At 56.2% G+C, this 20349-nt stretch carries 22 protein-coding genes and 1 tRNA gene; 12 read left to right on the forward strand and 11 right to left on the reverse strand.

Annotated features, from left to right (window positions below):
- Positions 1–174: 174 nt before the first annotated feature.
- Positions 175–1068, reverse strand: coding sequence for a tetratricopeptide repeat protein (locus FGF66_RS02065; protein ID WP_139456041.1), 894 nt, complete (start codon positions 1066–1068; stop codon positions 175–177).
- On the opposite strand from FGF66_RS02065, the gene FGF66_RS02070 reads away from it, so the two are divergent.
- Positions 1067–1411, forward strand: coding sequence for a hypothetical protein (locus tag FGF66_RS02070; protein WP_139456042.1), 345 nt, complete (start codon positions 1067–1069; stop codon positions 1409–1411). The two genes, FGF66_RS02065 and FGF66_RS02070, sit on opposite strands and share 2 nt — an antisense overlap.
- Before the next feature lie 164 nt (positions 1412–1575).
- Here the strand turns inward: FGF66_RS02070 and FGF66_RS12910 are convergent, their stop codons facing one another.
- Positions 1576–1788: a hypothetical protein gene (locus FGF66_RS12910; RefSeq protein ID WP_246046508.1), complete on the reverse strand. Its 213-nt coding sequence runs from the start codon at positions 1786–1788 to the stop codon at positions 1576–1578.
- Here FGF66_RS12910 and FGF66_RS02075 point away from each other — a divergent pair.
- From FGF66_RS02075 to FGF66_RS02085, 3 genes are all read left to right on the forward strand, one after another.
- A complete protein-coding gene (locus tag FGF66_RS02075) occupies positions 1787–2077 on the forward strand; it encodes a septal ring lytic transglycosylase RlpA family protein (RefSeq protein WP_407923803.1) in 291 nt (96 codons plus the stop codon). The genes FGF66_RS12910 and FGF66_RS02075 overlap by 2 nt on opposite strands.
- Positions 2078–2790: 713 nt before the next feature.
- Positions 2791–3183 carry a c-type cytochrome gene (locus FGF66_RS02080; protein ID WP_246046501.1) on the forward strand — a complete coding sequence of 131 codons (393 nt, stop codon included), beginning with the start codon at positions 2791–2793 and terminating at the stop codon, positions 3181–3183.
- Between the two features lie 16 nt (positions 3184–3199).
- Positions 3200–4495, forward strand: coding sequence for an NAD(P)/FAD-dependent oxidoreductase (locus FGF66_RS02085; RefSeq protein ID WP_170181164.1), 1296 nt, complete (start codon positions 3200–3202; stop codon positions 4493–4495).
- 308 nt (positions 4496–4803) lie between these two features.
- Here FGF66_RS02085 and msrB read toward each other — a convergent pair whose 3' ends face one another.
- Positions 4804–5268, reverse strand: a complete 465-nt coding sequence (msrB, locus tag FGF66_RS02090) for a peptide-methionine (R)-S-oxide reductase MsrB (protein ID WP_246046503.1) — start codon at positions 5266–5268, stop codon at positions 4804–4806.
- Between the two features lie 146 nt (positions 5269–5414).
- Positions 5415–6740, reverse strand: coding sequence for an MFS transporter (locus tag FGF66_RS02095; RefSeq protein ID WP_139456045.1), 1326 nt, complete (start codon positions 6738–6740; stop codon positions 5415–5417).
- Positions 6741–7082: 342 nt separating this feature from the next.
- On the opposite strand from FGF66_RS02095, the gene FGF66_RS02100 reads away from it, so the two are divergent.
- Complete coding sequence (locus tag FGF66_RS02100; RefSeq protein WP_139456046.1) at positions 7083–7628, forward strand: acetate uptake transporter family protein; 546 nt, start codon at positions 7083–7085, stop codon at positions 7626–7628.
- A 253-nt stretch (positions 7629–7881) separates the two neighbouring features.
- Here FGF66_RS02100 and FGF66_RS02105 read toward each other — a convergent pair whose 3' ends face one another.
- Positions 7882–8091, reverse strand: coding sequence for a hypothetical protein (locus FGF66_RS02105; RefSeq protein ID WP_139456047.1), 210 nt, complete (start codon positions 8089–8091; stop codon positions 7882–7884).
- A gap of 277 nt (positions 8092–8368) precedes the next feature.
- On the opposite strand from FGF66_RS02105, the gene FGF66_RS02110 reads away from it, so the two are divergent.
- Positions 8369–8581, forward strand: coding sequence for a dodecin (locus FGF66_RS02110; RefSeq protein WP_139456048.1), 213 nt, complete (start codon positions 8369–8371; stop codon positions 8579–8581).
- A 175-nt stretch (positions 8582–8756) separates the two neighbouring features.
- Here the strand turns inward: FGF66_RS02110 and FGF66_RS02115 are convergent, their stop codons facing one another.
- The 3 genes from FGF66_RS02115 to FGF66_RS02125 all read right to left on the reverse strand — a co-directional run bounded on the left by FGF66_RS02115 (position 8757) and on the right by FGF66_RS02125 (position 13112).
- Positions 8757–10175 (reverse strand): OmpP1/FadL family transporter, encoded by a 1419-nt coding sequence (locus FGF66_RS02115; RefSeq protein WP_139456049.1) that lies wholly within the window; start codon positions 10173–10175, stop codon positions 8757–8759.
- 387 nt (positions 10176–10562) lie between these two features.
- Positions 10563–12428 carry a phosphoenolpyruvate carboxykinase (GTP) gene (locus FGF66_RS02120; protein WP_139456050.1) on the reverse strand — a complete coding sequence of 622 codons (1866 nt, stop codon included), beginning with the start codon at positions 12426–12428 and terminating at the stop codon, positions 10563–10565.
- 147 nt (positions 12429–12575) lie between these two features.
- Entirely contained in the window at positions 12576–13112 is a 537-nt protein-coding gene (locus tag FGF66_RS02125) for a TlpA family protein disulfide reductase (protein WP_139456051.1), read from the reverse strand.
- Between the two features lie 214 nt (positions 13113–13326).
- On the opposite strand from FGF66_RS02125, the gene FGF66_RS02130 reads away from it, so the two are divergent.
- The 6 genes from FGF66_RS02130 to FGF66_RS02155 all read left to right on the forward strand — a co-directional run bounded on the left by FGF66_RS02130 (position 13327) and on the right by FGF66_RS02155 (position 17387).
- Positions 13327–13399, forward strand: a tRNA-Thr gene (locus FGF66_RS02130).
- A 112-nt stretch (positions 13400–13511) separates the two neighbouring features.
- Positions 13512–14900 carry a F0F1 ATP synthase subunit beta gene (atpD, locus tag FGF66_RS02135; RefSeq protein ID WP_139456052.1) on the forward strand — a complete coding sequence of 463 codons (1389 nt, stop codon included), beginning with the start codon at positions 13512–13514 and terminating at the stop codon, positions 14898–14900.
- Positions 14901–14914: 14 nt separating this feature from the next.
- Complete coding sequence (gene atpC / locus FGF66_RS02140) at positions 14915–15181, forward strand: ATP synthase F1 subunit epsilon (RefSeq protein WP_139456053.1); 267 nt, start codon at positions 14915–14917, stop codon at positions 15179–15181.
- A gap of 72 nt (positions 15182–15253) precedes the next feature.
- On the forward strand, positions 15254–16201 hold the full coding sequence (locus FGF66_RS02145) for a S66 peptidase family protein (protein WP_139456054.1): 948 nt from the start codon (positions 15254–15256) through the stop codon (positions 16199–16201).
- Between the two features lie 75 nt (positions 16202–16276).
- Complete coding sequence (locus FGF66_RS02150) at positions 16277–16576, forward strand: ATP-dependent Clp protease adaptor ClpS (protein ID WP_139456055.1); 300 nt, start codon at positions 16277–16279, stop codon at positions 16574–16576.
- A 103-nt stretch (positions 16577–16679) separates the two neighbouring features.
- The gene (locus FGF66_RS02155; RefSeq protein ID WP_139456056.1) at positions 16680–17387 is read left to right on the forward strand and encodes a transmembrane-type terpene cyclase; all 708 of its coding nucleotides are present in this window, start codon (positions 16680–16682) and stop codon (positions 17385–17387) included.
- Between the two features lie 92 nt (positions 17388–17479).
- On the opposite strand, the gene FGF66_RS12545 is transcribed toward FGF66_RS02155, so the two are convergent.
- The 3 genes from FGF66_RS12545 to FGF66_RS02165 are packed head-to-tail and all read right to left on the reverse strand — an operon-like array spanning position 17480 to position 20345.
- Complete coding sequence (locus FGF66_RS12545; RefSeq protein ID WP_170181165.1) at positions 17480–17638, reverse strand: hypothetical protein; 159 nt, start codon at positions 17636–17638, stop codon at positions 17480–17482.
- Complete coding sequence (locus tag FGF66_RS02160; RefSeq protein ID WP_139456057.1) at positions 17638–19602, reverse strand: protein kinase domain-containing protein; 1965 nt, start codon at positions 19600–19602, stop codon at positions 17638–17640. Before FGF66_RS02160 ends, FGF66_RS12545 begins: the two co-directional genes overlap by 1 nt.
- Positions 19599–20345 carry a PP2C family serine/threonine-protein phosphatase gene (locus tag FGF66_RS02165; RefSeq protein WP_139456058.1) on the reverse strand — a complete coding sequence of 249 codons (747 nt, stop codon included), beginning with the start codon at positions 20343–20345 and terminating at the stop codon, positions 19599–19601. The genes FGF66_RS02160 and FGF66_RS02165 overlap by 4 nt, the downstream gene beginning before the upstream one ends.
- Positions 20346–20349 lie beyond the last annotated feature (4 nt).

Raw genomic sequence — 20349 nt, forward strand, 5'->3', positions numbered from 1 at the left:
CAACGGGTTCACGCAGAAAAACTGATTACGGCTGCTGAGGCCCCTCACAGGAGGAACGCCGGATATGGCTTACAAGCTCGAATATTAACGAACGGCTACACAAGCTTCGGATAATTAAAAACGAAAGAATATACACAATCAGGCTCAATTACAAGCAAGGCCCCAAGCCGCGGCTTACGGCGAAACGCTGTCGTGGCTCATCATCTCCCGGAGCACCTCGTCAGCCAACGAATCTCCAAGCGCCGATGCCCGCCGGAGGTCTTCCATTGCGCCTTGGCGATCCCCGGCGAGCCTCCGGACGACACCCCTGTTGTACCACCCAGAAGCATTTTGCGGAGAGGCCGACACAACACGATTCAAATCTTCCAGCGCGCCCGGATAATCGCCCAGCGAGAGTCGCGCGAAGGCCCGGTTGTTCCGGGCCGCAAGCATGTCGGGATCGAGCACCAGCACCTTCGAGTAATCCTCGACGGCCTCTTTTGCCTCCCCGAGCGCCACATGAGTATTGCCCAGGTTGTACCACGCCACTTTGTAGCGAGGATCGATACCGACGGCCTTGAGATAATCGGCAACCGCGCCGGAGAGATCGCCGGAGAGATTTCTGGCGAGGCCCCGATTGTTGTAAGCGCCAACGAGCAACGGATCGAGTTCCGTGGCCCTGGTGAAATCGGCGATCGCCAGTGCATACCTCTTCATCGATGTCCTGACCGTACCGCGATTGTTGTACAACTCCGCCATATCCGGCTTTAGCGCTATCGCGCGTGACATATCCGCATTGGCCTCGGCATACCGGCCAAGCGCCGCCAGGGTAAATCCGCGATTATTGTAGGCTCCGAACGAACGAGGATCGAGGCTTATGCTCTTGCTGTAATCGGCAAGCGCTCCTTTCAGGTCGCCAATCGAACCGCGGGCAAGGCCACGGTTGTAATACGCATCCGGATCGGCGGGGTCCAGACGTATGGCGCGGTTTAAATTTTCGATCGCGCCCGGATAATCCCCCCGAAGCCCCTTCTGGACTCCCTGCTCTATCAGATTGTCAGCAGGCCCGGCTGCATGAACAAACAGCATGAGCGACAGCAATGACACCGCCATCAGCATGAGGGCCGCTATCCACTTTCCGGAATATCCTTTACGCTTGTTTCTCACGTTGCCGAAGCTGCTAAAAATGGCCAATCCGAACGCGTCTTCTGTCAGATTGATTCAACAGTACGCGCCGCTTAAAAGCTTCCGTCGAGCAGCGCGCAAAATCCGGGCATCGCCGCTCCGCAATGCGTTAATCACGCGCATAACCGCACCAGATACAACGCAAACCCGAACATTTTTTGCCATTCTTTTATTCAAAACAGCCTCCCTGGCAAGCAAAAAAACCGGCAAAGAGAAACAGCTAACGACAATAATTAAAGCAACTTAAAAAACAAACAAAATCCATTATAGCGCACCAAGATCAGGCAAAACAACAGGATTTCGCACTTTAAAAACCTTTTTATTATATTAGCCCACGAGTTAATTACCGTGAAACAAAACAGCGCTCTACCAAAAACACTCCCATGAAAGAAACCGAAACCATACGCACCATCAGACCCGGTAGCCGCGCATTAACCAGTATGCGATTATGAAAAAACTCTTTACCCAGTACTGCCGCCTTGCATTGGCATTATCACTCATCATGTCAGCCTCTCCGTCCAGCGCTCTTGCCAGCCAGAACGGAGCCATAAACCACACCATTTCCCAGAAAAGCAGCTCATCCCGGAGCACAGCAAAGCCTCGTCCCAACGCTGACCGGTTCATGGTCGCTGTCGGAAAGGCATCCTATTACGCCACCAGATTCCACGGAAGAACAACGGCAAACGGCGAAACATTCGACATGAAAGAGTTCACCGCCGCCCACCGCTCGCTTCCATTCGGAACCATCGTGCGGGTAACCAACCTCAACAACGGAAAAATGGTCTTCGTAAAGATCAACGACCGCGGGCCATTCAAAAAAAACCGGATCATCGATCTCTCGAAAGCCGCCGCCAAGAAACTCGACCTCGTTGACAACGGCATCGGCAGAGTCAAGATCGAAGCATACAACTGACCTCGACGAGTCAAAGCCAGTCAGCCCCCTGATCATTTCGGAAAAAGGGGGGCTCGCTCTAACCCGATTAGTGCAGTAAGCACAAACAGATTAACGGGTTAACCGATAATGCGGGAACCAGCATCACCGGAAAAGCAGCGAAATCCCGCGCCCCTTTCAGCAGACGGCATCCTCTGCAAGAAGGGCATCGCTAAAAACTTATTGCGCGTTTCGAATGCTGCGTTAGGCGATGCTCGAACTCCTCGTGTGCCCTGTGTGCACTCCGGTTTCTGCGCTCCGTCCGCCTTGTACACGAACCGCTCATCACACTTTTCAGAGACGCCCTGTATTCACGACCCAGCCTCGCCACCATTCACGATCGCTGGCATAAACCCGTAAACCACTATTAAACAACAGGATGCGGCGCGAAAAAAAAATAGCGAACAGTCCCGCCAACCCCTCCGGCCTCAAAACTATTGCTTACTCAGGGCTATATGAATACATGGCTGCATCGCTATTTTACTTGCATCACAAAGCGCCCTACCCTATATTAACAATTGTTGCAAAACCTGTTGACGTCACCTCTTTTCCCCCGGCTTCTGCCAGTTAGCTGGAGATTCCACGTTGTCTTCCGAGGCTGTCAGCGGATTTTCTGATCGTTATTCGCCATTATTATTCGTGCGTTTCACTTCACTTCGATCCAGTTCATGCAATGTAAATAAGGAGAACCCGTTATGCTTCCAAAAAAGAACGTAATGCTGGGCCTGGTGTTCACCGTAGTGCCGTTGTTTCATGCCGGCAGTACGGTGATGGCCGCCGACGCGCCAGCGCCGGCTACGGTTGCCGCCCCGGCCCCGACTCCAGCTATGGATCCGGCCAAGATGCGTGAACGCGGCCAGATACTGGCGCTTTCCTGCTCCGGCTGCCATGGCACCGACGGTAAAAGCTCAAGCATCATGCCTTCGATTTACGGCAAGACCACCGGCTATATCGAATCCGCGTTGCTCGATTTCAAATCCGGCGCCCGGATGTCCACGGTAATGGGCAGACATGCCAAAGGTTACACGCCTGAAGAGATTCACCTGATTGCCGAGTATTTCGGAAATCTGTCGAAAAAGAAAAATTAACCGGAGGAAAAGGGTCATGAGTATTTCAAGGCGTGATTTCAACAAACTGCTTGTATCGGGCGTCGCCGGTTCGGCATTCGGACTTTTCGGCATGAGCGGCAATACCTTTGCGGCTGGCGGATCGAAAAAACATGTGGTTGTCGTCGGCGGTGGGTTCGGCGGCGCGGCTACGGCCAAATATCTCAGAAAGCTCGATCCGTCAATTTCCGTGACGCTGATCGAGCAGAAGCTCTCCTACATTACCTGCCCGTTCAGCAACTGGGTGCTCGGCGGACTGAAAACCATGAAAGACATCACCCACACCTACACGGCACTCCGCACCAAACATGGCGTGAACGTCATTGCCGACAGGGTCGTCTCGATCGATGCCGCGAAAGGTACGCTCAAGCTTGCGGGCGGCAGGGTTATCGGCTATGATCGTCTCGTCGTCTCTCCCGGCATCGATTTCAAGTACGACGCCATTCCGGGATACAGCCAGAAAATCGCCGAATCGAAAATACCTCACGCCTGGCAGGCTGGCCCGCAGACGGTGCTTCTGCATCGCCAGCTTCAGACGATGAAAAATGGCGGCGCCGTTCTCATCTGTCCGCCGGACAACCCGTTCCGCTGCCCTCCCGGCCCATACGAGCGCGCCAGTCTGGTCGCGCACTACCTGAAAAAACACAAGCCGAAATCGAAGGTCATCATTCTCGATGCCAAAGAGAAGTTCTCCAAGCAGGGACTCTTCACCAAAGGATGGGAGCGGCTCTATCCGGGCATGATCGAATGGCACAGCTCGACTGGCGGTGGCAAGGTTCTTGGCGTCGATGCCAAGGCCATGACGGTTGAAACCGATTTCGGCGCGATCAAAGGCGCGGTGATCAACATCATCCCGCCGCAGAAGGCCGGCAAAATCGCTTTCGACGCGGGTCTTACCAATGAAAAAGGGTGGTGCCCGGTCCATCCCGCCTCGTTCGAATCGACGCTGCACAAGGGCGTTCACGTCATCGGCGACGCCTGCATCGCCGGCGCCATGCCGAAATCCGGCTTCGCGGCCAGCAGCCAGGGCAAGGTTGCCGCAGCGGCGATCATCAATATGCTTCGCGGACAGGAACCGGCTCCGCCGTCTCTGGTCAATACCTGCTACAGCCTGATCGGGCCGGAATACGGCATCTCCGTGGCTGGAGTCTATGAGTTCGCCGCGACTGGCATTATCGAAATACCGGGATCGGGAGGACTTACGCCTGCCGATGCGAGCGACGACCAGTTGGCGCAGGAGGCGATGTTCGCCGAGGGCTGGTACACCAATATCAGCAAGGATATCTGGGGATAAACCGGAGCTTGCGACCGTACTGCGTTCGGCAGGCATTATTGCATGAACTGCATCTTACGGGCATCTCAAAGATTGACCGTAGCGCCAAAAGGACTCCCCCCTTCAGCGCACGGCAATCAGAGAGATGCCCTTTTTGATTTTCGAGCGCGATGTGAAGGAACGCACATACAGACCTTTTTCGGGCAGAGACTGACCCTCAATGGCATGGGCTCTGATCTGCCTGCCTACATCCAAAATGCAGCCCCGGCTGTCGGGAACCTATCACCAAAGCGCCGATTTTTTCTGCCTCTGCCCACCACGCCGCGGGGTCACTGCGCCGTCGCTTTTTCGTGCTTGTCCGGCTCGAAATCGAGCGAGATCGAGTTCATGCAAAAGCGCTTACCGGTCGGCGGCGGGCCGTCGTCGAAGAGGTGGCCGAGATGCGCGCCGCACCGTCCACAAAGCACCTCGGTTCGCGCCATGCCGAAAGCGTTGTCTGGCCGATAGATGACGCTGCCGGGACGAACGGTTTCGAAAAAACTCGGCCAGCCGCACGTGCTGGCGAACTTGGCGTCCGAACGGAACAGCTCGTTGCCGCAAGCCGCGCAGTAGTAGGTGCCGAGTCCCTCGTAATTCCAGTACTTCCCGGTAAATGCCCGTTCGGTCTCCCCGTGGCGCGCCACGGCGTAGAGTTCAGGCGAGAGCACCTGCTTCCAGACGGAATCCGGCAGGTCGAGCCGGGTCGTGTCGGTGCGGGAGTAGTAGGGATTGTTCGGGTGGCTGGCGTTGTTCATGGCGTTGTCCGGTTTCGGTGGCGAAGATTTTGGCGAGGCAAGACAGGCGGATAAGGCCGTCAGCATCACAAAAACCTGAATGGCGAAGGATCTCATATCGGTCACGGTTTTTCCCCACAACGCCCCCGCCGCCCCAAGCGTTCCGGCTATGGTTCGTTCGCTGAACGGTACTCCTGCCAGGCCCGCGTTATCTCCTTGCGCGACATGAACAGAAAAATCGTGGCGGCGATGGTGACCATCGCGCCCGTCCGGAGCGCCACGGCGGTGCTGAAATGCTCCGAAAGCAGACCCATCAAGAGGTTGCCGAATGGCATAAGTCCAAGCAGTACCATCAGATAGATGCTCATGACGCGCCCACGGAAACGGTCTTCGACGAGGCGCTGCACCGTGCCGGTCATCGTCGCGAAGGCGGTCAACATGCCGAGGCCGGAGATGAACAGACAGCCAAGCGCCACCGGCAGCCAAGTCGCGAAGGTGAACGCCAGCAGCCCAAAGGCGAAGGTCAGCACTCCGCCGATCACCTTGATGCTGCCACGCACCCCGCCGCTCGTCATCGACACCACCACCGTGCCGCAGAGCGAGCCAAGACCGAAGGCCGAGTAGAGGTAGCCCATGCCATCCGCCCCGATGCCGAAGACCCGCTTGGCGACCACCGGCAGCATCGCCATGAACGACCAGCCAAAGATCGAGACCACGGCGACGAACAGTACGATCGTGCGAATGATCGGATGCCGCCAGGCGTAGGCGATGCCGTCGCGGATCGACTGGATCGGATGCTCCGGAGCTATCGAACGCGGGGCCGATTGCGGCAGCTCGATAGCCAGCAGCGCGGCGATGACGGCAATGAAGCTCATGCCGTTGGCGATGAACGCGCCGCCCGTGCCGATCCAGGTGATCATGAACCCGGCCAGCACCGGGCCGATCACGCGCGAAGCGTTGAAAATGGAGGAGTTCAGCGCCACCGCTACCGGCAGGTGACGCCGCTCCACGATTTCGCTGATGAATGCCTGAATGGCCGGAGTGGCGACCGCGCTGACGCTGCCGATGAGAAACGCGAGAACGAGAATCACCGGAATCGTGGCCAGCCCGGCAAGAATGAGTGCGCCGAAAACGAAGGAGAGCAGCATCAGCAGAACCTGCGACCAGAGCAGCACCGCCTTGCGGGGATAGCGATCGACAAGCATCCCGCCGAAGAGCGACAGGAGCAAGGTCGGCACGGTCGAAGCCGCCGCCGCCACGCCCACCCAGAACGCCGATCCGGTCATATCGAAAACCAGCCACCCCTGCGCCACGATCTCGATCCACGTGCCAATCATCGAAATGATCTGGCCCACGAAATAGAGCCGGAAGCTCCGGCTTGCAAAAGGAGGAAAGGCTTCGAGCAGCTTCGCCTTCACGCCGCCGGATGAGGGCGCTGGCAGGTTGGATGTTTCGTTTTTCCCGGAAGGATGCTCGTCAGCGACAGCGCTCATAGGTAGTCAGTCATCAGTCATTCGTACACGGAACTCAAAGCAGGAGAAAAGGTAGAAAAAAGAACCATCACGGCAATCGGATTCAATCCGGTAACTGACTTTCAGCCCAAAGGTCACAGTGTTCGGGTATCGGGCATTTTTCGAACCCAAGTACTCCTGGAAGCGGCAAAAGTTAACACGTCATACAATCCGGAGAGCAAACAAACAAATCAGAATTAACACCGATTAAAACTAAATTCGCGCACGGTGTCCGGACACGCCCATTCCCACAAGGAAAAGGAAGTCCGGACGCCGCATTGTCGTTTCTTCATTTTTCTAACAACTGGAAAAGGAGTACTTCCGATGAATGTAGTAAATCCGGAAGCAATTGGCGTATTCGGGCTTGTGGTGACCGTATGGGTATTTGGTCTCGAGCAGCTCGGATTCGGAGTGAACAAGGATACGGACCATGCCGCACTGGGCAGAAATCTGGCAAACGTCGCGCTCTGGTTCGGCGGCGTCGCCCAGATTTTCACTGCGCTCTGCATCTACCTGTTCGACGTAGGAGTGCCGCCAGAAATCAGAGTCTATCTGGGAACCGTTTTCGCAACCTACGGACTCTTCTGGGTTGTCGTGGCCATGCACTTCTACAATCCCGGTGACAAGAACGTCTATGCCCATTTCTTTCTCGGAATTTTCTTCATGACCGCGCTTTTCAGCTACAAGGCAATCCTGCTCGGCAAGATATGGCCTCTGGCGACGGTTCTTCTGCTCATCAACGGCTTGACGATTCTTCTGCCGTTCACCTGGTACAAGCAGAACGCAATCATCACGAAACTCTGCGGAGCGCTGAACGTCGCCATCGGCGTCTGCGCGGTGCCGATCCTCATGCACGCCCTCGGACTTTGACGTCCATGATTCTCCGGGCCGCTAAACTCATCGAGTGAAACGGCCCGGGGGAACATGCCTGTCGGAATATCCATCTTCGTCAACCATTGAATCCTCGATGCCCAAGGATTTATGACGCGTTGATAATCAAGAAGTTCAGTGTGACCTCACCGCCACACCGGATTCATTTTCTTTTTCTCGCCGGGCGGTCTCTCCCGAAAAGAAAATGGGGTGATTGCCGGACGAAAATCCCAGGCGGTCGGACGACGTGGCGTCAGTCGCCATCGAAGCCGCGTGATGCATTGCGTTCGGAATAATCGGGCGAATCATTCAGCCGACCGGCTCCCTCCGGCTTGCCTGCGTCGGAATATGACGATTGACCGGAACGCCCCTGTTCGGCGCTTTCGCTTTTGGCATCCGGCGCTTTGCGTGAAGCCTTGAGATGGCAGCGGTAAAAAAACGGAGAGTCTTCTTCTGGTTTCATGATGCTATCGTTTTGTGGGCAACATTGAAAAATTCAGAGTCCCGGAAAGTATCGCACGACACTCCAGGTTCATTGCGAACGAGCTGAACGCAATGCTTCCCGACGAGATCGTCCGGAACGTCACGATGCAACTGAAAATTGGCCACGGGTTCCATTTCTCAGGAAAAAATCGGTCACGGGGAATTTTTTCGTACGGAGAGGCTTATTTTCATCTGTGGTGACCATCTATCTCTTTCAAGGTCAATCCATTACTTCACCTAACCAATCATACACCGCCATGAGCGCTCACGTTTATAAGAAACTCGAAATCGTCGGTTCCTCAGCCACCAGCATCGAAGAGGCCGTGAACAACGCCGTCACCAAAGCCGCCGAAACCATCCGGAACATCCGCTGGGTCGAGTTGGTCGAAACCCGCTGCCACGTCGAAGAGCAGAAGGTCGCCTACTGGCAGGTCACCTGCAAAATCGGCTTCACCCTCGACGAGAACTGAGCCGCGTCGAGCGAAACTCTTTATTCCGCGACCACAAGAGGCTGCCCGGTCATGTTGCCGAGGCAGCCTTTTGTGGTTTGAGCTGGCTCGGTGGACGAAGTGGACTTGGTGGACTGAGTGGACGGAATACCAGAAACACTCAGCCCACCAAATTTCAATTCATCATTCATAATCCTCACAGCAGGTGCGTGAGGTTCAGGGCCCAGTTGGTCTGGCTGTGCGAAATCACGGTGTTGTCGCCGTTGCTTGCCTCGACCTTGGGCGCCCAACTGAACGCAGCGCCAACGCTGGTGGCGTCACTCACGCGATAACCGAAACCGCAAGTGTAGTGGTTGGTCGTAATGGCCGGAAAGAGCGGATTGAGGTACTTGTCGGGAACCGGGTTGGTCGAGAAGCTGGCTCCTGCGCGAAGGGCGAGTTTATCGGTGGCCATGTACTGAGCGCCAATCGACCAGATCGTCTGATCCTTCCACTTCTGCGTCATCGTGACGTCGAGATTCTGCCCGGCAAATGCGCTCGAACTATCAGCTATAAAAGTCATCTCGAATTTGTCCATGACGGACGACCAGTCGATGTACTTGACGTCACCGGCAATCATGAACTTGTCCGACGGCTTGACAGAGATACCGGCAGCGAACGTTGCTGGCCACTCAAAGTTGCGCACCTTGATTTTTCCATTCACCGAAACCGGTCCGGCGCCAAAAGCCGTTCCTGATCCGTCAAATGATAGCGTCGCCTTGCTGGTTTCGAGATCGGAAAGCTTGGTCTGGGTATGATAACTTGCGCCGATAGTCACCGCCTTGCTGAACTGATGCGTCAGACCGAACTTCAGGCCAGTGCCGTATCCTACAGCTTTTCCCACAAAGGGAGAGCCGTTTGAAAAATCAAACCGGGCATAATTGACATCGGTAATCATTCCCCCCATCATAGTCTCTAACGAAGTTCGCATCAAACCGCTGACCGAACCTCCGTTACCAGCCATCAGACCTGCGAAGTGCTGTCCATCCATGTCCATCTGCAAATCCATGCTGGCGATCACGACATCGAACGATGCGCCAAGCTTCGTTTTGTCGGTCAGATTGTAAGCCACCGGAAACATGATGCGCCCCACGCCGACCTCGCTCCTGATATCCTCACCGCTCATATCAACAAAATGATCAGGATTCGGATCCATCATCGAATGCCCTTTAGCGAACATCGGCGAGTCGTTGCCGTAGTCGGTGCCCATGCCGCCCTGGGCGAGCATGGCGACGCCCCAGGTGATCCGTCCGTCGCGGCGCATGTAGGACATCGAGGGCATGAAGAACGCGGTCGCGTCCGACTTGTCGGTAATGCCGTTGTTGTCCAGCGAGATGTCGGGATGCAGACCCCGGATGCCGAAGCCTATCTCCGATGTTCCCTCCTTCATGAAGCCGAGGGTTGCCGGGTTGTTCATGACGGCGGAGTTACCGGTGTCGTAGGCTGAGCCGGTGCCGCCCATGGCCATCGATTTGGCGCCGTACCCTTCGAGGTTCATACCGTTGGTGGCGAAAGCGGGCGTGGCTCCGATGAGCACAAGAAGAGCCACAGCCGAACATGCGGTTTTTCGAATCATGATGTCAGTGAGTTGAGGTTTGATGCTTGCGGCCAACCCAATGCCCGTGACCTCGGCAGCCCAATGAAGGCGGGCAAGCGCCGGTCGATCATGCAGGATATGAGGAAGTGCCGGGTTGATAATCCGGATCAGCGAGGCTGGCCTGCACGGCCTGCCATGAAACTTCTTTTCCGTAACCGCCGACTGTCAGACTCGAAACGCGCATGGGGCAACATGAATAAACAACAGCAATCAGACGGGAATGCGATATATGACTATATAACTGATTGAATATATGGCAATATTATCGATTCCGCAACACTTGCCGGGCAAACAAAACGCTATACCATAAAAAAAGCGGACATCGCTGCCCGCTTTTTTTCGTGTATGACTGATGCTCCGATGAACTCAAGACTCGGCGGAGTAGAGTTCGGGCGCAAGTTCCCAATGCTCCGGAGACATCCAGAGCGTCGAAAGCAACAGCTCGCGGATGTGCGTGAACTCTTTGGGAAGCCTGTCGTAAAGCTTTTCAAGCAGCTCCTCGTGTGAAAAAAGCTCCTGCTTCCACGCTTCGCGATCCACCGACATGAGCTTTGAAAACTTGTCGCTGGTGAATCCGTCCAGACCCCGCCAGTCGAGCGATTCATATCTCGGCATCCAGCCAAGCGGGCTTTCCACCGCGCCGGAACGTCCGTGCACACGCCCCATCATCCACTTGAGCACCCGCATGTTGTCGCCGAATCCGGGCCAGAGGAACTTGCCGTTCTCGTCCTTGCGGAACCAGTTCACGATGAAAATCCTTGGCGGATCGGAGAGCGTTCGCCCGACATGGAGCCAGTGGTTGAAGTAGTCGCCCATGTGGTAGCCGCAAAATGGCAGCATGGCGAAGGGGTCGCGACGCACGTCGCCGACCTTGCCCGCCGCGGCGGCGGTCTTTTCCGAACCCATCGTGGCCGCCATGTAAACGCCGTAATACCAGTTCGAGGACTGATAGACCAGCGGAATGGTGTCGCCGCGCCGCCCGCCGAAAATGAAGGCCGAAATCGGCACACCCTCGGGATTTTCCCAAGCGGGATCGATCACGGGGCACTGACTGGCCGGAGCGGTGAAGCGGGCGTTCGGGTGGGCCGCCGGGCGGTCGCATCCTGGAACCCAGGGCTTGCCCTGCCAGTCGATGAGGTATTCCGGGGGCGTGTCGGTCATATCCTCCCACCAGACGTCGCCGTCGGGGGTGAGCGCCACGTTGGTGAAGATGCAGTTGGCGTGAAGGGTGGCCATCGCGTTCGGATTGCTCTTGTCCGAGGTGCCCGGAGCCACGCCAAAAAAGCCATACTCCGGATTGATGGCGTGCAGGCGTCCATCCTTGCCCTGCTTGATCCAGGCGATGTCGTCGCCGACGGTGGTGATCTTCCACCCCTCCATCTCGCCCGGCGGAATGATCATGGCGAAGTTGGTCTTGCCGCAGGCGCTGGGGAAGGCCGCCGCAACATAATCTTTTTCACCCTCCGGCGACTCGACGCCGAGGATGAGCATGTGCTCGGCGAGCCACCCCTCGTCGCGCGCCATCGAGGAGGCGATACGCAGGGCGAAGCACTTTTTGCCAAGCAGCGCATTGCCGCCGTAGCCGCTGCCGTAGGAGACGATGGAGCGCTCTTCCGGGAAGTGGACGATGTACTTGGTGTCGTTGCAGGGCCACGGCACATCCGCCTGGCCCGGTTCGAGCGGCGCGCCGACCGAGTGCAGGCAGGGCACGAACTCCGCCTCTTCGTCGAGCAGTTCGAGCACCTGGCGACCCATGCGCGTCATGATGCGCATGTTGGTGACGACGTAGGGCGAATCGGTGATCTCGACGCCGATGTGCGCGATGTGCGAGCCGAGCGGCCCCATGCTGAACGGAATGACATACATGGTGCGCCCCTTCATGCAGCCGGTGAAGAGCTTGTTCAGCGTCGCCTTCATCTCTTTTGGAGCGACCCAGTTGTTGGTCGGCCCCGCATCCTGGCGGCGAATGCTGCAAATAAAGGTTCGATCCTCCACCCTGGCCACATCACTCGGATCGGAACGGCAGAGGTAGCTGTTCGGACGCTTCTGTTCCGACAGTTTGATGAAGGTGCCGCTGTTGACCATCTCCTCGCACAGGCGGTCGTACTCCTCGGTCGATCCGTCACACCAGCAAACCGAATCGGGCTGGCACAGCGCAACGGTCTCTTTGACCCACTGGAGAAGTTTCAGGTTCTTGACATAATCTGGCGCATTGATTGGGATCGGTTCCATAATTGCTGAAAATCGATTATTGAGAGTGTTGCTGATTGAAAGGCCTGAAACAACGCGCCCCGGCAGGAAATTCCCCCGGGGCATCTGGAATCAGGCATGTTGACTATCTAAGTGTGCAAAAATATCTAAGCGGACAAAAAAGCCTGGTCATTTTTTAGCCGTCTTTGCGCTGAGCGCCGTTCTGACGATCTGGTCGAACTCCGCCTTGCTTCTCGGCCCGACAATCACGCCGGTCAACTTGCCGGAGGCATCGATGACAAAGGTGGTCGGAATGCCGGTGATGCCGCCATCGATGTGGCCGTTGAAGGCCCGGATCAGCTCAGGAGTGGCCATGAGCACCGGCCAGGTCATCCCGTTCTGTCTCATGAAATTCTTCACGTTCGGAACCTTCTCGTTGACCGCAATGCCGACAAAGGTGAAGCCTTTAGCCGCCCAGGCTCTCTGAACCTGTACCATATCGGGAATCTCCGACCGGCAGGGCGGGCACCAGGTGGCGAAGAAATTGACGATATAGGCCTTGCCCTTGAGGGAGGACGAGGAGAAGGGCTTGCCGTCAACGGTCACGCCCGAAAAAGAGGGCGCGGGCGACGGAGCAGCGCTGGCCTGCCCTGAAAAGGTGAAAGAAGCTGCAAAAACCATGAGCGCTGCCATAATGGCGGCAAAACGGGAGGGAACTCTTTTCATAGTGATTCTTTAGATGACGGTAAATAGACGGTAAATAGACGGTAAATCCTGACATGCTTAATGATCACAAACGATAAATAGTTCTGATTTATAATATAAGAATCCCGGCGCGATTCCCCTTGGTTCGTCCCTGATATTTCTTTGCGTTTTGAGAACAAATAAGCTATATTTCGTCTCGAATTTTTCCGCTTAAGAGCGGGAAAGGCCGATTCAAGCCACCTTAGCTCAGTTGGTAGAGCAACTGTTTCGTAAATAGTAGGTCGTGGGTTCAAGTCCCTCAGGTGGCTCGCTTATGCCGACAACCCGAGTCGGGTAATCGGAACAGAACCTGAGAACGGAGTCGCACGGCTTCGCCGCCAAACGTTTGATTGCAACCAAAATCCCATATTGAAGAATACCATGCAAGAAGGTAAGATTTCCCAGATCATCGGACCTGTCGTTGACGTTGACTTTGCTGAAGGACAGCTTCCGTCTATCCTCGATGCCCTCACGGTCACCCGCCAGGATGGCTCGAAACTGGTTCTCGAAACGCAGCAGCACCTCGGCGAAGAGCGCGTTCGCGCAATCGCCATGGAGGGAACAGATGGCCTGGTCAGGGGCATGAGCGCCAAAAACACCGGCAAACCGATCCAGGTACCGGTAGGCGAAGAGGTGCTCGGCAGAATGCTGAACGTTGTCGGCGATCCCATTGATGGCAAAGGCCCTGTACTTTCAAAGAAATCCTACTCCATCCATCGCACCGCTCCCAAATTTGATGAGCTTTCGACCAAGGCCGAGATGTTCGAAACCGGCATCAAGGTTATCGACCTTCTCGAACCGTACTCGCGCGGCGGCAAAACCGGCTTGTTCGGCGGCGCAGGCGTCGGCAAGACCGTGCTTATCATGGAGCTTATCAACAATATCGCCAAAGAACAGTCCGGTTTCTCGGTATTTGCCGGCGTCGGCGAGCGCACCCGCGAAGGAAACGACCTCTGGCACGAGATGATGGAGTCTGGCGTTATCGACAAAACCGCACTCGTGTTCGGCCAGATGAACGAGCCTCCGGGAGCACGTGCGCGCGTCGCCCTGACCGGCCTGAGCATCGCCGAATACTTCCGTGATGAAGAGGGTCGTGACGTGCTTCTGTTCATCGACAACATCTTCCGCTTCACCCAGGCAGGCTCCGAAGTGTCCGCGCTTCTCGGACGTATGCCGAGCGCCGTGGGCTACCAGCCGACCCTCAGCACCGAGATGGGTGAGCTTCAGGACAGAATCACCTCCACCAAGAAAGGTTCGGTCACCTCGGTGCAGGCCATCTACGTCCCTGCCGATGACCTTACCGACCCTGCCCCGGCCACCGCGTTCACCCACCTCGACGCCACGACCGTGCTTTCGCGTCAGATCGCCGAGCTGGGCATCTACCCCGCCGTGGATCCGCTCGATTCGACCTCGCGAATCCTCGATCCAAACGTCATCGGCGACGATCACTACGACACCGCCCAGGCCGTCAAGCAGATTCTCCAGCGCTACAAGGACTTGCAGGACATCATCGCCATTCTCGGTATGGACGAGCTGAGCGATGACGACAAGCTCGTGGTCGCCCGCGCCCGCAAGGTGCAGCGCTTCCTGTCGCAGCCCTTCTTCGTGGCCGAGGCGTTCACCGGTCTGGCCGGCAAGTACGTCAAGCTCGAAGACACCATCAAGGGCTTCAAGGAGATCATCGCAGGCCGTCACGACAACCTTCCGGAAGCAGCTTTCTACCTGGTCGGCACTATCGAAGAGGCGGTCGCCAAAGCTAAAACGCTCTAAACCAACGGCAAGACATGGCAAGTTCAGACAAAGCCTTTAAGCTCGATATTGTAACGCCGCAGAAGCTTTTCTTTTCGGGAGAGGTGACCAGCGTCATCGCTCCGGGCCTGGACGGATTGTTTCAGATTATGAAAGGTCACGCCCCCCTGCTCGCCGCGCTCAAAAGCGGCAAGGTGCGGCTCTCTCTTTCAGACAAGTCTGAAGATTCGTTCCAGATTGAAGGGGGATTCTTCGAGGTGAGCGGCAACAAGGCAATTCTGCTTACCGAGGACGTCTCCTGACCCACGGAAGCATAACCGCATGAAAAAAACATCAGCAGCGCCTCGGAGTGTTGCTGATGTTTTTTTGCATTCATGAAAATTCTGATCCCCAAAGCGCTCCGCAGGGGAGAGGTCATCGGCCTGATCTCGCCATCATCAACCTGCGCCGAGCCGGAAAAAATAGAACGAGCCGTCACGTACCTCGAGCAAAGCGGCTACAGGGTCAAAACCTCCCTGTACCTGAACCGCTCTGAACACGATCCCGCGCATACCGACCGCTACAAGCTTCACGATCTTCACCAGATGTTCGCCGACCGCGACGTCCGCGCCATCTTCTGCCTTCGCGGCGGAGCCGGAGCCACGCGGCTGCTCGACCGGATCGACTACGCCCTGATCGCCGCCAATCCGAAAATCCTCGTAGGCTACTCCGACATCACGGCGCTTTCGCTGGCCGTCTTCAGAAAAACCGGCCTCGTCAACTTTTCCGGCCCCATGGCCGCAACTGACCTTGTAGAGCCGAACAGCTATACCGAAGAGCACCTCTGGGGAGTGCTTACCGATCCGGGCTACGCGAAGAGCCTCGGCAATTTCAGCGACCACGTTATCGGTTGCGTCAAGCCCGGCGCTGTCACCGGGCGGCTGATCGGCGGCAATCTCTCAGTACTCTCCTCGCTGGTTGGAACGCCGTACCTGCCGGCGTTCAGCGGTAGCCTGCTCTTCACCGAAGATGTCAACGAACCGGCCTACCGCATCGACCGGATGCTCTCGCACCTCTTCAACGCCGGTCTGGCGCAGAAGTGCCGGGGCCTCATGTTCGGCCAGTTCAGCAAAAATTCCGCCGACGAAAACCGCGACTATCGCTTCGACAAAATTTTCACCTATTACGCAAACCGGATGCACCAGGAGGCACCGGTGATGACCGGACTTTCTTACGGCCACATCCGCGAACTGATGACCCTGCCGGTCGGGGCGCGCTGCCGTCTGGAAATCTCGCCGGAACGCTTCTCTTTTGGCGCGGTGGAGGCAGTGGTTTCGGCCTGAGACCCCAGACTTGCTGAAAAGCCCGTCTCTTTATAAATTACAGCTCAATTTCAGGTAAAAACGATACCCATCATCATGATCCGGCTCGCCACGGGCAACGATTCCGATACCAGGACCGAAACACTTGTCGCCGATGTCGATACGCTCGACTCCTGGCGCGTGGTGCTCTTCAATGACGACGACCACACCTTCGACGAGGTGATCTTTCAGATCATCAAAGCCGTTCGCTGTCCGCGAGCCATTGCCGAAAAACACACCTGGGAGGTGCACACCAAAGGTCGTTCGATCGTCTATGCCGGTGAAATGTTCAACTGCATCCGCGTCAGCGCCATCCTCGAAGAGATCGCCCTGAAAACGGAAATCCAGACAGGGTAACGCTCATTGACGTTGGCGCGTTGTAAAAGCGCGGCGCGGCGATACTCTCCTTCTCAACCCCCTTCAGCGCCTTTATCCTCTTTCAACCCGAATGTCGTGAAACATGGAGAGTACGCAGGATTATTCGACATTGCTGATCCTCCTGGGCGGGTTGAGCGGAATTGCGCTCTATGCCGAAGCCGCGCGCGTCGGTCTGCGCGACAAAGGGTACGCGATTCCTGTGTGGGTGATCGGACTCAATTTCTCGTGGGCGGTGATACACACGCTCCTCGTGGGGAAAATCGAAGGGGCCTCGCTGCCGGTAGTCATCATTGCCGTCCGGATCGCGCTCGATATTCTCGTCTTTTACACCTGGGTCAAATTCGGCGGCAGGCACTTTCCTGAAAATCCGGGTGAAGGGTGGTTTGTGCCGTGGAGCCTGCTGGTGATCGTTGTAGCTTTTATTCTGCACAGTACTGTCATCATGCAGTTCGGCATCTCTCCGGGGCTTGCCTACACGGCTGTCATGCAAAACTTTGTGATGTCGCTGCTCTTTATCGCCATGCTCGCCCGCAGAAAGCGCCGGAAAGCGCAAAGCATGATCATCGCCGTGGCGAAGCTGACCGGCTCGCTGGCGCTGACCATTCTGTACGGCGTTCTGGGCGCTGAAGCGCTCGATGGCCCGAACAACCTGCTGCTCGTCATCGGCTCGCTGAGCTGCCTGTTCGACCTGATCTACATCGCGCTGCTCAGCCAGGCAAAGCCCTACGAAAAGAGGGAACCCGGCTCAGAGCCGGATGCGAGGAAAACCGTTCACCCCGAACCGGCCTGAGGTCATCACCGTGCCGGATGCTTCGACCCGGACAGCGACCGGCACGCATCGCCCTGTACCACCGCTCGAAGCCCCCGAGGAAGCGGGCTGCATCAATACTCCCCCTCGAACATCGGATGCACCCAGAGGAACTCGTTGCGCTTGTTCTGCACCCGAATCAGGCCGCCGAAACTCGGGTCTTTCTCTTTCAGCCATGCGTGCAACTGCCGCAGGACAGCTCCCTGCGCCCGGACAGCTCTCTGTGGAAGCATCACCTCAGTGCCACTGTGGAAGTTGGAACAGATGCGCCCAACTCTCGCAGGTCTTGTTCGGCTTGCGCTCGAATTGTGAGCGCTTCGGTAAGTGCCCTATCGTCTTTGGCCTTTGCCGATAGCGAGTCAAGGCGAGCCTTAGCGTTTAACAGAGTACCCAGCCCGTTTCGGATCGTAGATTCCAGCTTAGCCTTTTCCGTAGCGAACCGTCCCCTCAATGCTCTTTCTTCGGCAACGTCTTGCGCATTCTGATTCTGGTCATACCTGAATCGGGACTCATGCCCATGCCGCCATGCCATAAGCCGTCCTGTCATCACTTCACCAAATCCGGGAATGCGCAGGACGGCAGTTTGGTTAACATCGGCGGCGGTCTCAATACCGAATGATATGAGCGTCGCGGTCTTAACCGGGCCAATGCCAGAAATGTTCGCATTACGTATCGGGAAACGGTCAAGATACGCCTGTCGCTGACGCGCCTCACGGTTGGACTTCATCATCATCAACTCACGCGCAAGCGCGTCGTCATTGCCTTTGTAAGCAGCGAGAGTGGCATCCAAATCACCGCGCACCTTCACAACCTCGGTCATGCCGTTGCGCTGAACAAAAGCGTTTAACTCGCGCTGCACGAGTTCATCTGCATCCTTGAAGGCTTTCTGGAAACGGCCGGCATCAACTTCACGGTAAATGAAGGTATTCCACCCCAAGATTGCCAAACCAATCCACAATAACCACGCCGGGACGGCATAGATGAAACCGGCTACGGCTCCAACCATCATAAGTACGCCAAACAAGGCGCGCTTACGCTTTCTGCTTCTTGCTTTACGAAGCGCATTACTTGCACCACACGGCGTAGCCACAGCGGGAAGCAAGTCTGCAACAGCAGGGAAGCGAAACACCAAAATTTCGCGGATTGCCTGTTCCGTACCGAGCGGATCGACTGGTATGCCCGGTGCAATGAAGGTCGTATCCGGAAACATGTCAAAATTGCTATTGCCTTTCAGCTTGCACCAAATGCAGCCTTTGGCATTGGCCGGGTAGAAGTGCGTTTTGACCTTGCTACAGTGGTTCAGTGCGCCTTCAAGTCTGTTCAGAGCCTGAATCCAGTCCAGTGCGCCAGGACGTGCTCTTGGTGTCAGCCCAAATGCATTCTCGAATGCGACAACTATAGAATCCGGAAACATATCAAGCGTCAATGCTCCCGGCGGTGGGGTTGTCTGAGTTGCAACTTGTCGGGTGAGAGAAAAGGCAAAGCGGTTCTGGGCAATGGCATCGCCCATCGAAATATCTGGCCCGTTATAACGCCCTGCGTATGGGTGACGGCCCATAAACAGAAGGTGAAAGATCGCAACGGCCAGCCCGAAGTTGTCGTGATCTATCGTTCGCCGAACGGATGCGAGGTTCTTCCCATGCAGTTCGGGCGGCGTGAAATCGGGAACACCAACAACACAAGGGTAGGATTTACCGTTCAGGCTGAACTGAAAGCTGTCTGCATCAATCAGGGCAACAGTCGCGTCCTGCGCCACAAGCACACCGGAATGGTTCAGGTCGCCGATGACACATCCGGTCTGGTGCACCTTCCCAACGGCACGTGCGACGTTTAGCGCGGCATGGACAATGAAACGATAGTCAGCCTTCGGGAAATGGCGCTGGCGGGACTTCGGGCTGTATAGCTCATGTAGCGGTCGATATCCCGACACAAACCGCATAACAAAACCGAGGAAGTTTCCGCGACGGTCAGTCACTACGTCACCTGGATAGGCAATAAGGTCGGTTTTGACGGCAAGTCCATCGGCTACCATCGCCCGGACTTTGGCTTCGCGTTTAGCGCGCAGACTGGTATTGTAGATTTTGACGGCCAGACCAGAATGCCCTTTTATCGCGTAGACTTCGCCTTCGCCACCCTTGCCGATCAACTCGGTAACTGAAACCCGATCATTTCCGATGATGATTTCCTGCACGGTCATACCCTGGAAATAAGAATCAGCGTTTTGTCATCGTCAGTGCGATCACACACCAATGGACTACCAAGATAAGTCTCCAGCTTTGCTGAAAGATCGACCAGGCGTCCCTCGCCCGATGCGACATCGACCGGTCGTATCATCGGATTGAAAAACCGTTTATACGCAGCCCGTTCCAGATGTGACAACGCCAGATCGCCCACGCCGTCAGAAAACAGCGCGAAGGCACTATGTTCTCGCGGGTGACGGATAATGTTCAAGCGCGGTTCAGGGTCATCGGTGACAAAGTAGGTGCTGGATGCGTATTCGCCGTTCTCAGGCCAGCAAAGCACATCCCATTCGCCACCTTTTCTCCCGACAATGGCGCTATCGCCGATGTGCAGAGTAACCGCTTCTTCTGGAGCGACAACGATTGCCGCCAGCGTTGCGGCAAATTGCCGGGGGATGGTTCCCCGTCGGGCTGCTATTGCGTATATCCTGTCTCTCAGTTCATCTATCCAGTACCACAACTCCTCATCGGTCGGCAACTCGGTATTTTCATGAACCCATTCGCGGAATCGTACGGAAAGAAAACGGGACGTAAGCCAAGCGCCATATGCTCCGAATTTAGCGCTGCCTGCCCCATCCGACACAACAGCGAAAATCCAGCCATTGCGCAACTCCGAAACAGCACAAGCATCTTGTAACCTGTCGCCATTTTGAATATGGGACGTGCCGATTACAGATGCGGACGCCCACCGCCAAGCCACGGCG

The organism is Chlorobaculum thiosulfatiphilum (genome assembly GCF_006265165.1).
GTDB classification, from domain to species: domain Bacteria; phylum Bacteroidota; class Chlorobiia; order Chlorobiales; family Chlorobiaceae; genus Chlorobaculum; species Chlorobaculum thiosulfatiphilum.

Bases quoted from the DNA above. Each gene is read 5' to 3' on its own strand.
- FGF66_RS02070 (WP_139456042.1), top strand. From the start codon at position 1,067: ATGAGCGACAGCAATGACACCGCCATCAGCATGAGGGCCGCTATCCAC.
- FGF66_RS02065 (WP_139456041.1), bottom strand. From the start codon at position 1,068: ATGCTGTTTGTTCATGCAGCCGGGCCTGCTGACAATCTGATAGAGCAG.
- FGF66_RS02075 (WP_407923803.1), top strand. From the start codon at position 1,787: ATGGTCGCTGTCGGAAAGGCATCCTATTACGCCACCAGATTCCACGGA.
- FGF66_RS12910 (WP_246046508.1), bottom strand. From the start codon at position 1,788: ATGAACCGGTCAGCGTTGGGACGAGGCTTTGCTGTGCTCCGGGATGAG.
- FGF66_RS02080 (WP_246046501.1), top strand. From the start codon at position 2,791: ATGCTTCCAAAAAAGAACGTAATGCTGGGCCTGGTGTTCACCGTAGTG.
- FGF66_RS02085 (WP_170181164.1), top strand. From the start codon at position 3,200: ATGAGTATTTCAAGGCGTGATTTCAACAAACTGCTTGTATCGGGCGTC.
- msrB (WP_246046503.1), bottom strand. From the start codon at position 5,268: ATGAACAACGCCAGCCACCCGAACAATCCCTACTACTCCCGCACCGAC.
- FGF66_RS02095 (WP_139456045.1), bottom strand. From the start codon at position 6,740: ATGAGCGCTGTCGCTGACGAGCATCCTTCCGGGAAAAACGAAACATCC.
- FGF66_RS02100 (WP_139456046.1), top strand. From the start codon at position 7,083: ATGAATGTAGTAAATCCGGAAGCAATTGGCGTATTCGGGCTTGTGGTG.
- FGF66_RS02105 (WP_139456047.1), bottom strand. From the start codon at position 8,091: ATGAAACCAGAAGAAGACTCTCCGTTTTTTTACCGCTGCCATCTCAAG.
- FGF66_RS02110 (WP_139456048.1), top strand. From the start codon at position 8,369: ATGAGCGCTCACGTTTATAAGAAACTCGAAATCGTCGGTTCCTCAGCC.
- FGF66_RS02115 (WP_139456049.1), bottom strand. From the start codon at position 10,175: ATGATTCGAAAAACCGCATGTTCGGCTGTGGCTCTTCTTGTGCTCATC.
- FGF66_RS02120 (WP_139456050.1), bottom strand. From the start codon at position 12,428: ATGGAACCGATCCCAATCAATGCGCCAGATTATGTCAAGAACCTGAAA.
- FGF66_RS02125 (WP_139456051.1), bottom strand. From the start codon at position 13,112: ATGAAAAGAGTTCCCTCCCGTTTTGCCGCCATTATGGCAGCGCTCATG.
- atpD (WP_139456052.1), top strand. From the start codon at position 13,512: ATGCAAGAAGGTAAGATTTCCCAGATCATCGGACCTGTCGTTGACGTT.
- atpC (WP_139456053.1), top strand. From the start codon at position 14,915: ATGGCAAGTTCAGACAAAGCCTTTAAGCTCGATATTGTAACGCCGCAG.
- FGF66_RS02145 (WP_139456054.1), top strand. From the start codon at position 15,254: ATGAAAATTCTGATCCCCAAAGCGCTCCGCAGGGGAGAGGTCATCGGC.
- FGF66_RS02150 (WP_139456055.1), top strand. From the start codon at position 16,277: ATGATCCGGCTCGCCACGGGCAACGATTCCGATACCAGGACCGAAACA.
- FGF66_RS02155 (WP_139456056.1), top strand. From the start codon at position 16,680: ATGGAGAGTACGCAGGATTATTCGACATTGCTGATCCTCCTGGGCGGG.
- FGF66_RS12545 (WP_170181165.1), bottom strand. From the start codon at position 17,638: ATGCTTCCACAGAGAGCTGTCCGGGCGCAGGGAGCTGTCCTGCGGCAG.
- FGF66_RS02160 (WP_139456057.1), bottom strand. From the start codon at position 19,602: ATGACCGTGCAGGAAATCATCATCGGAAATGATCGGGTTTCAGTTACC.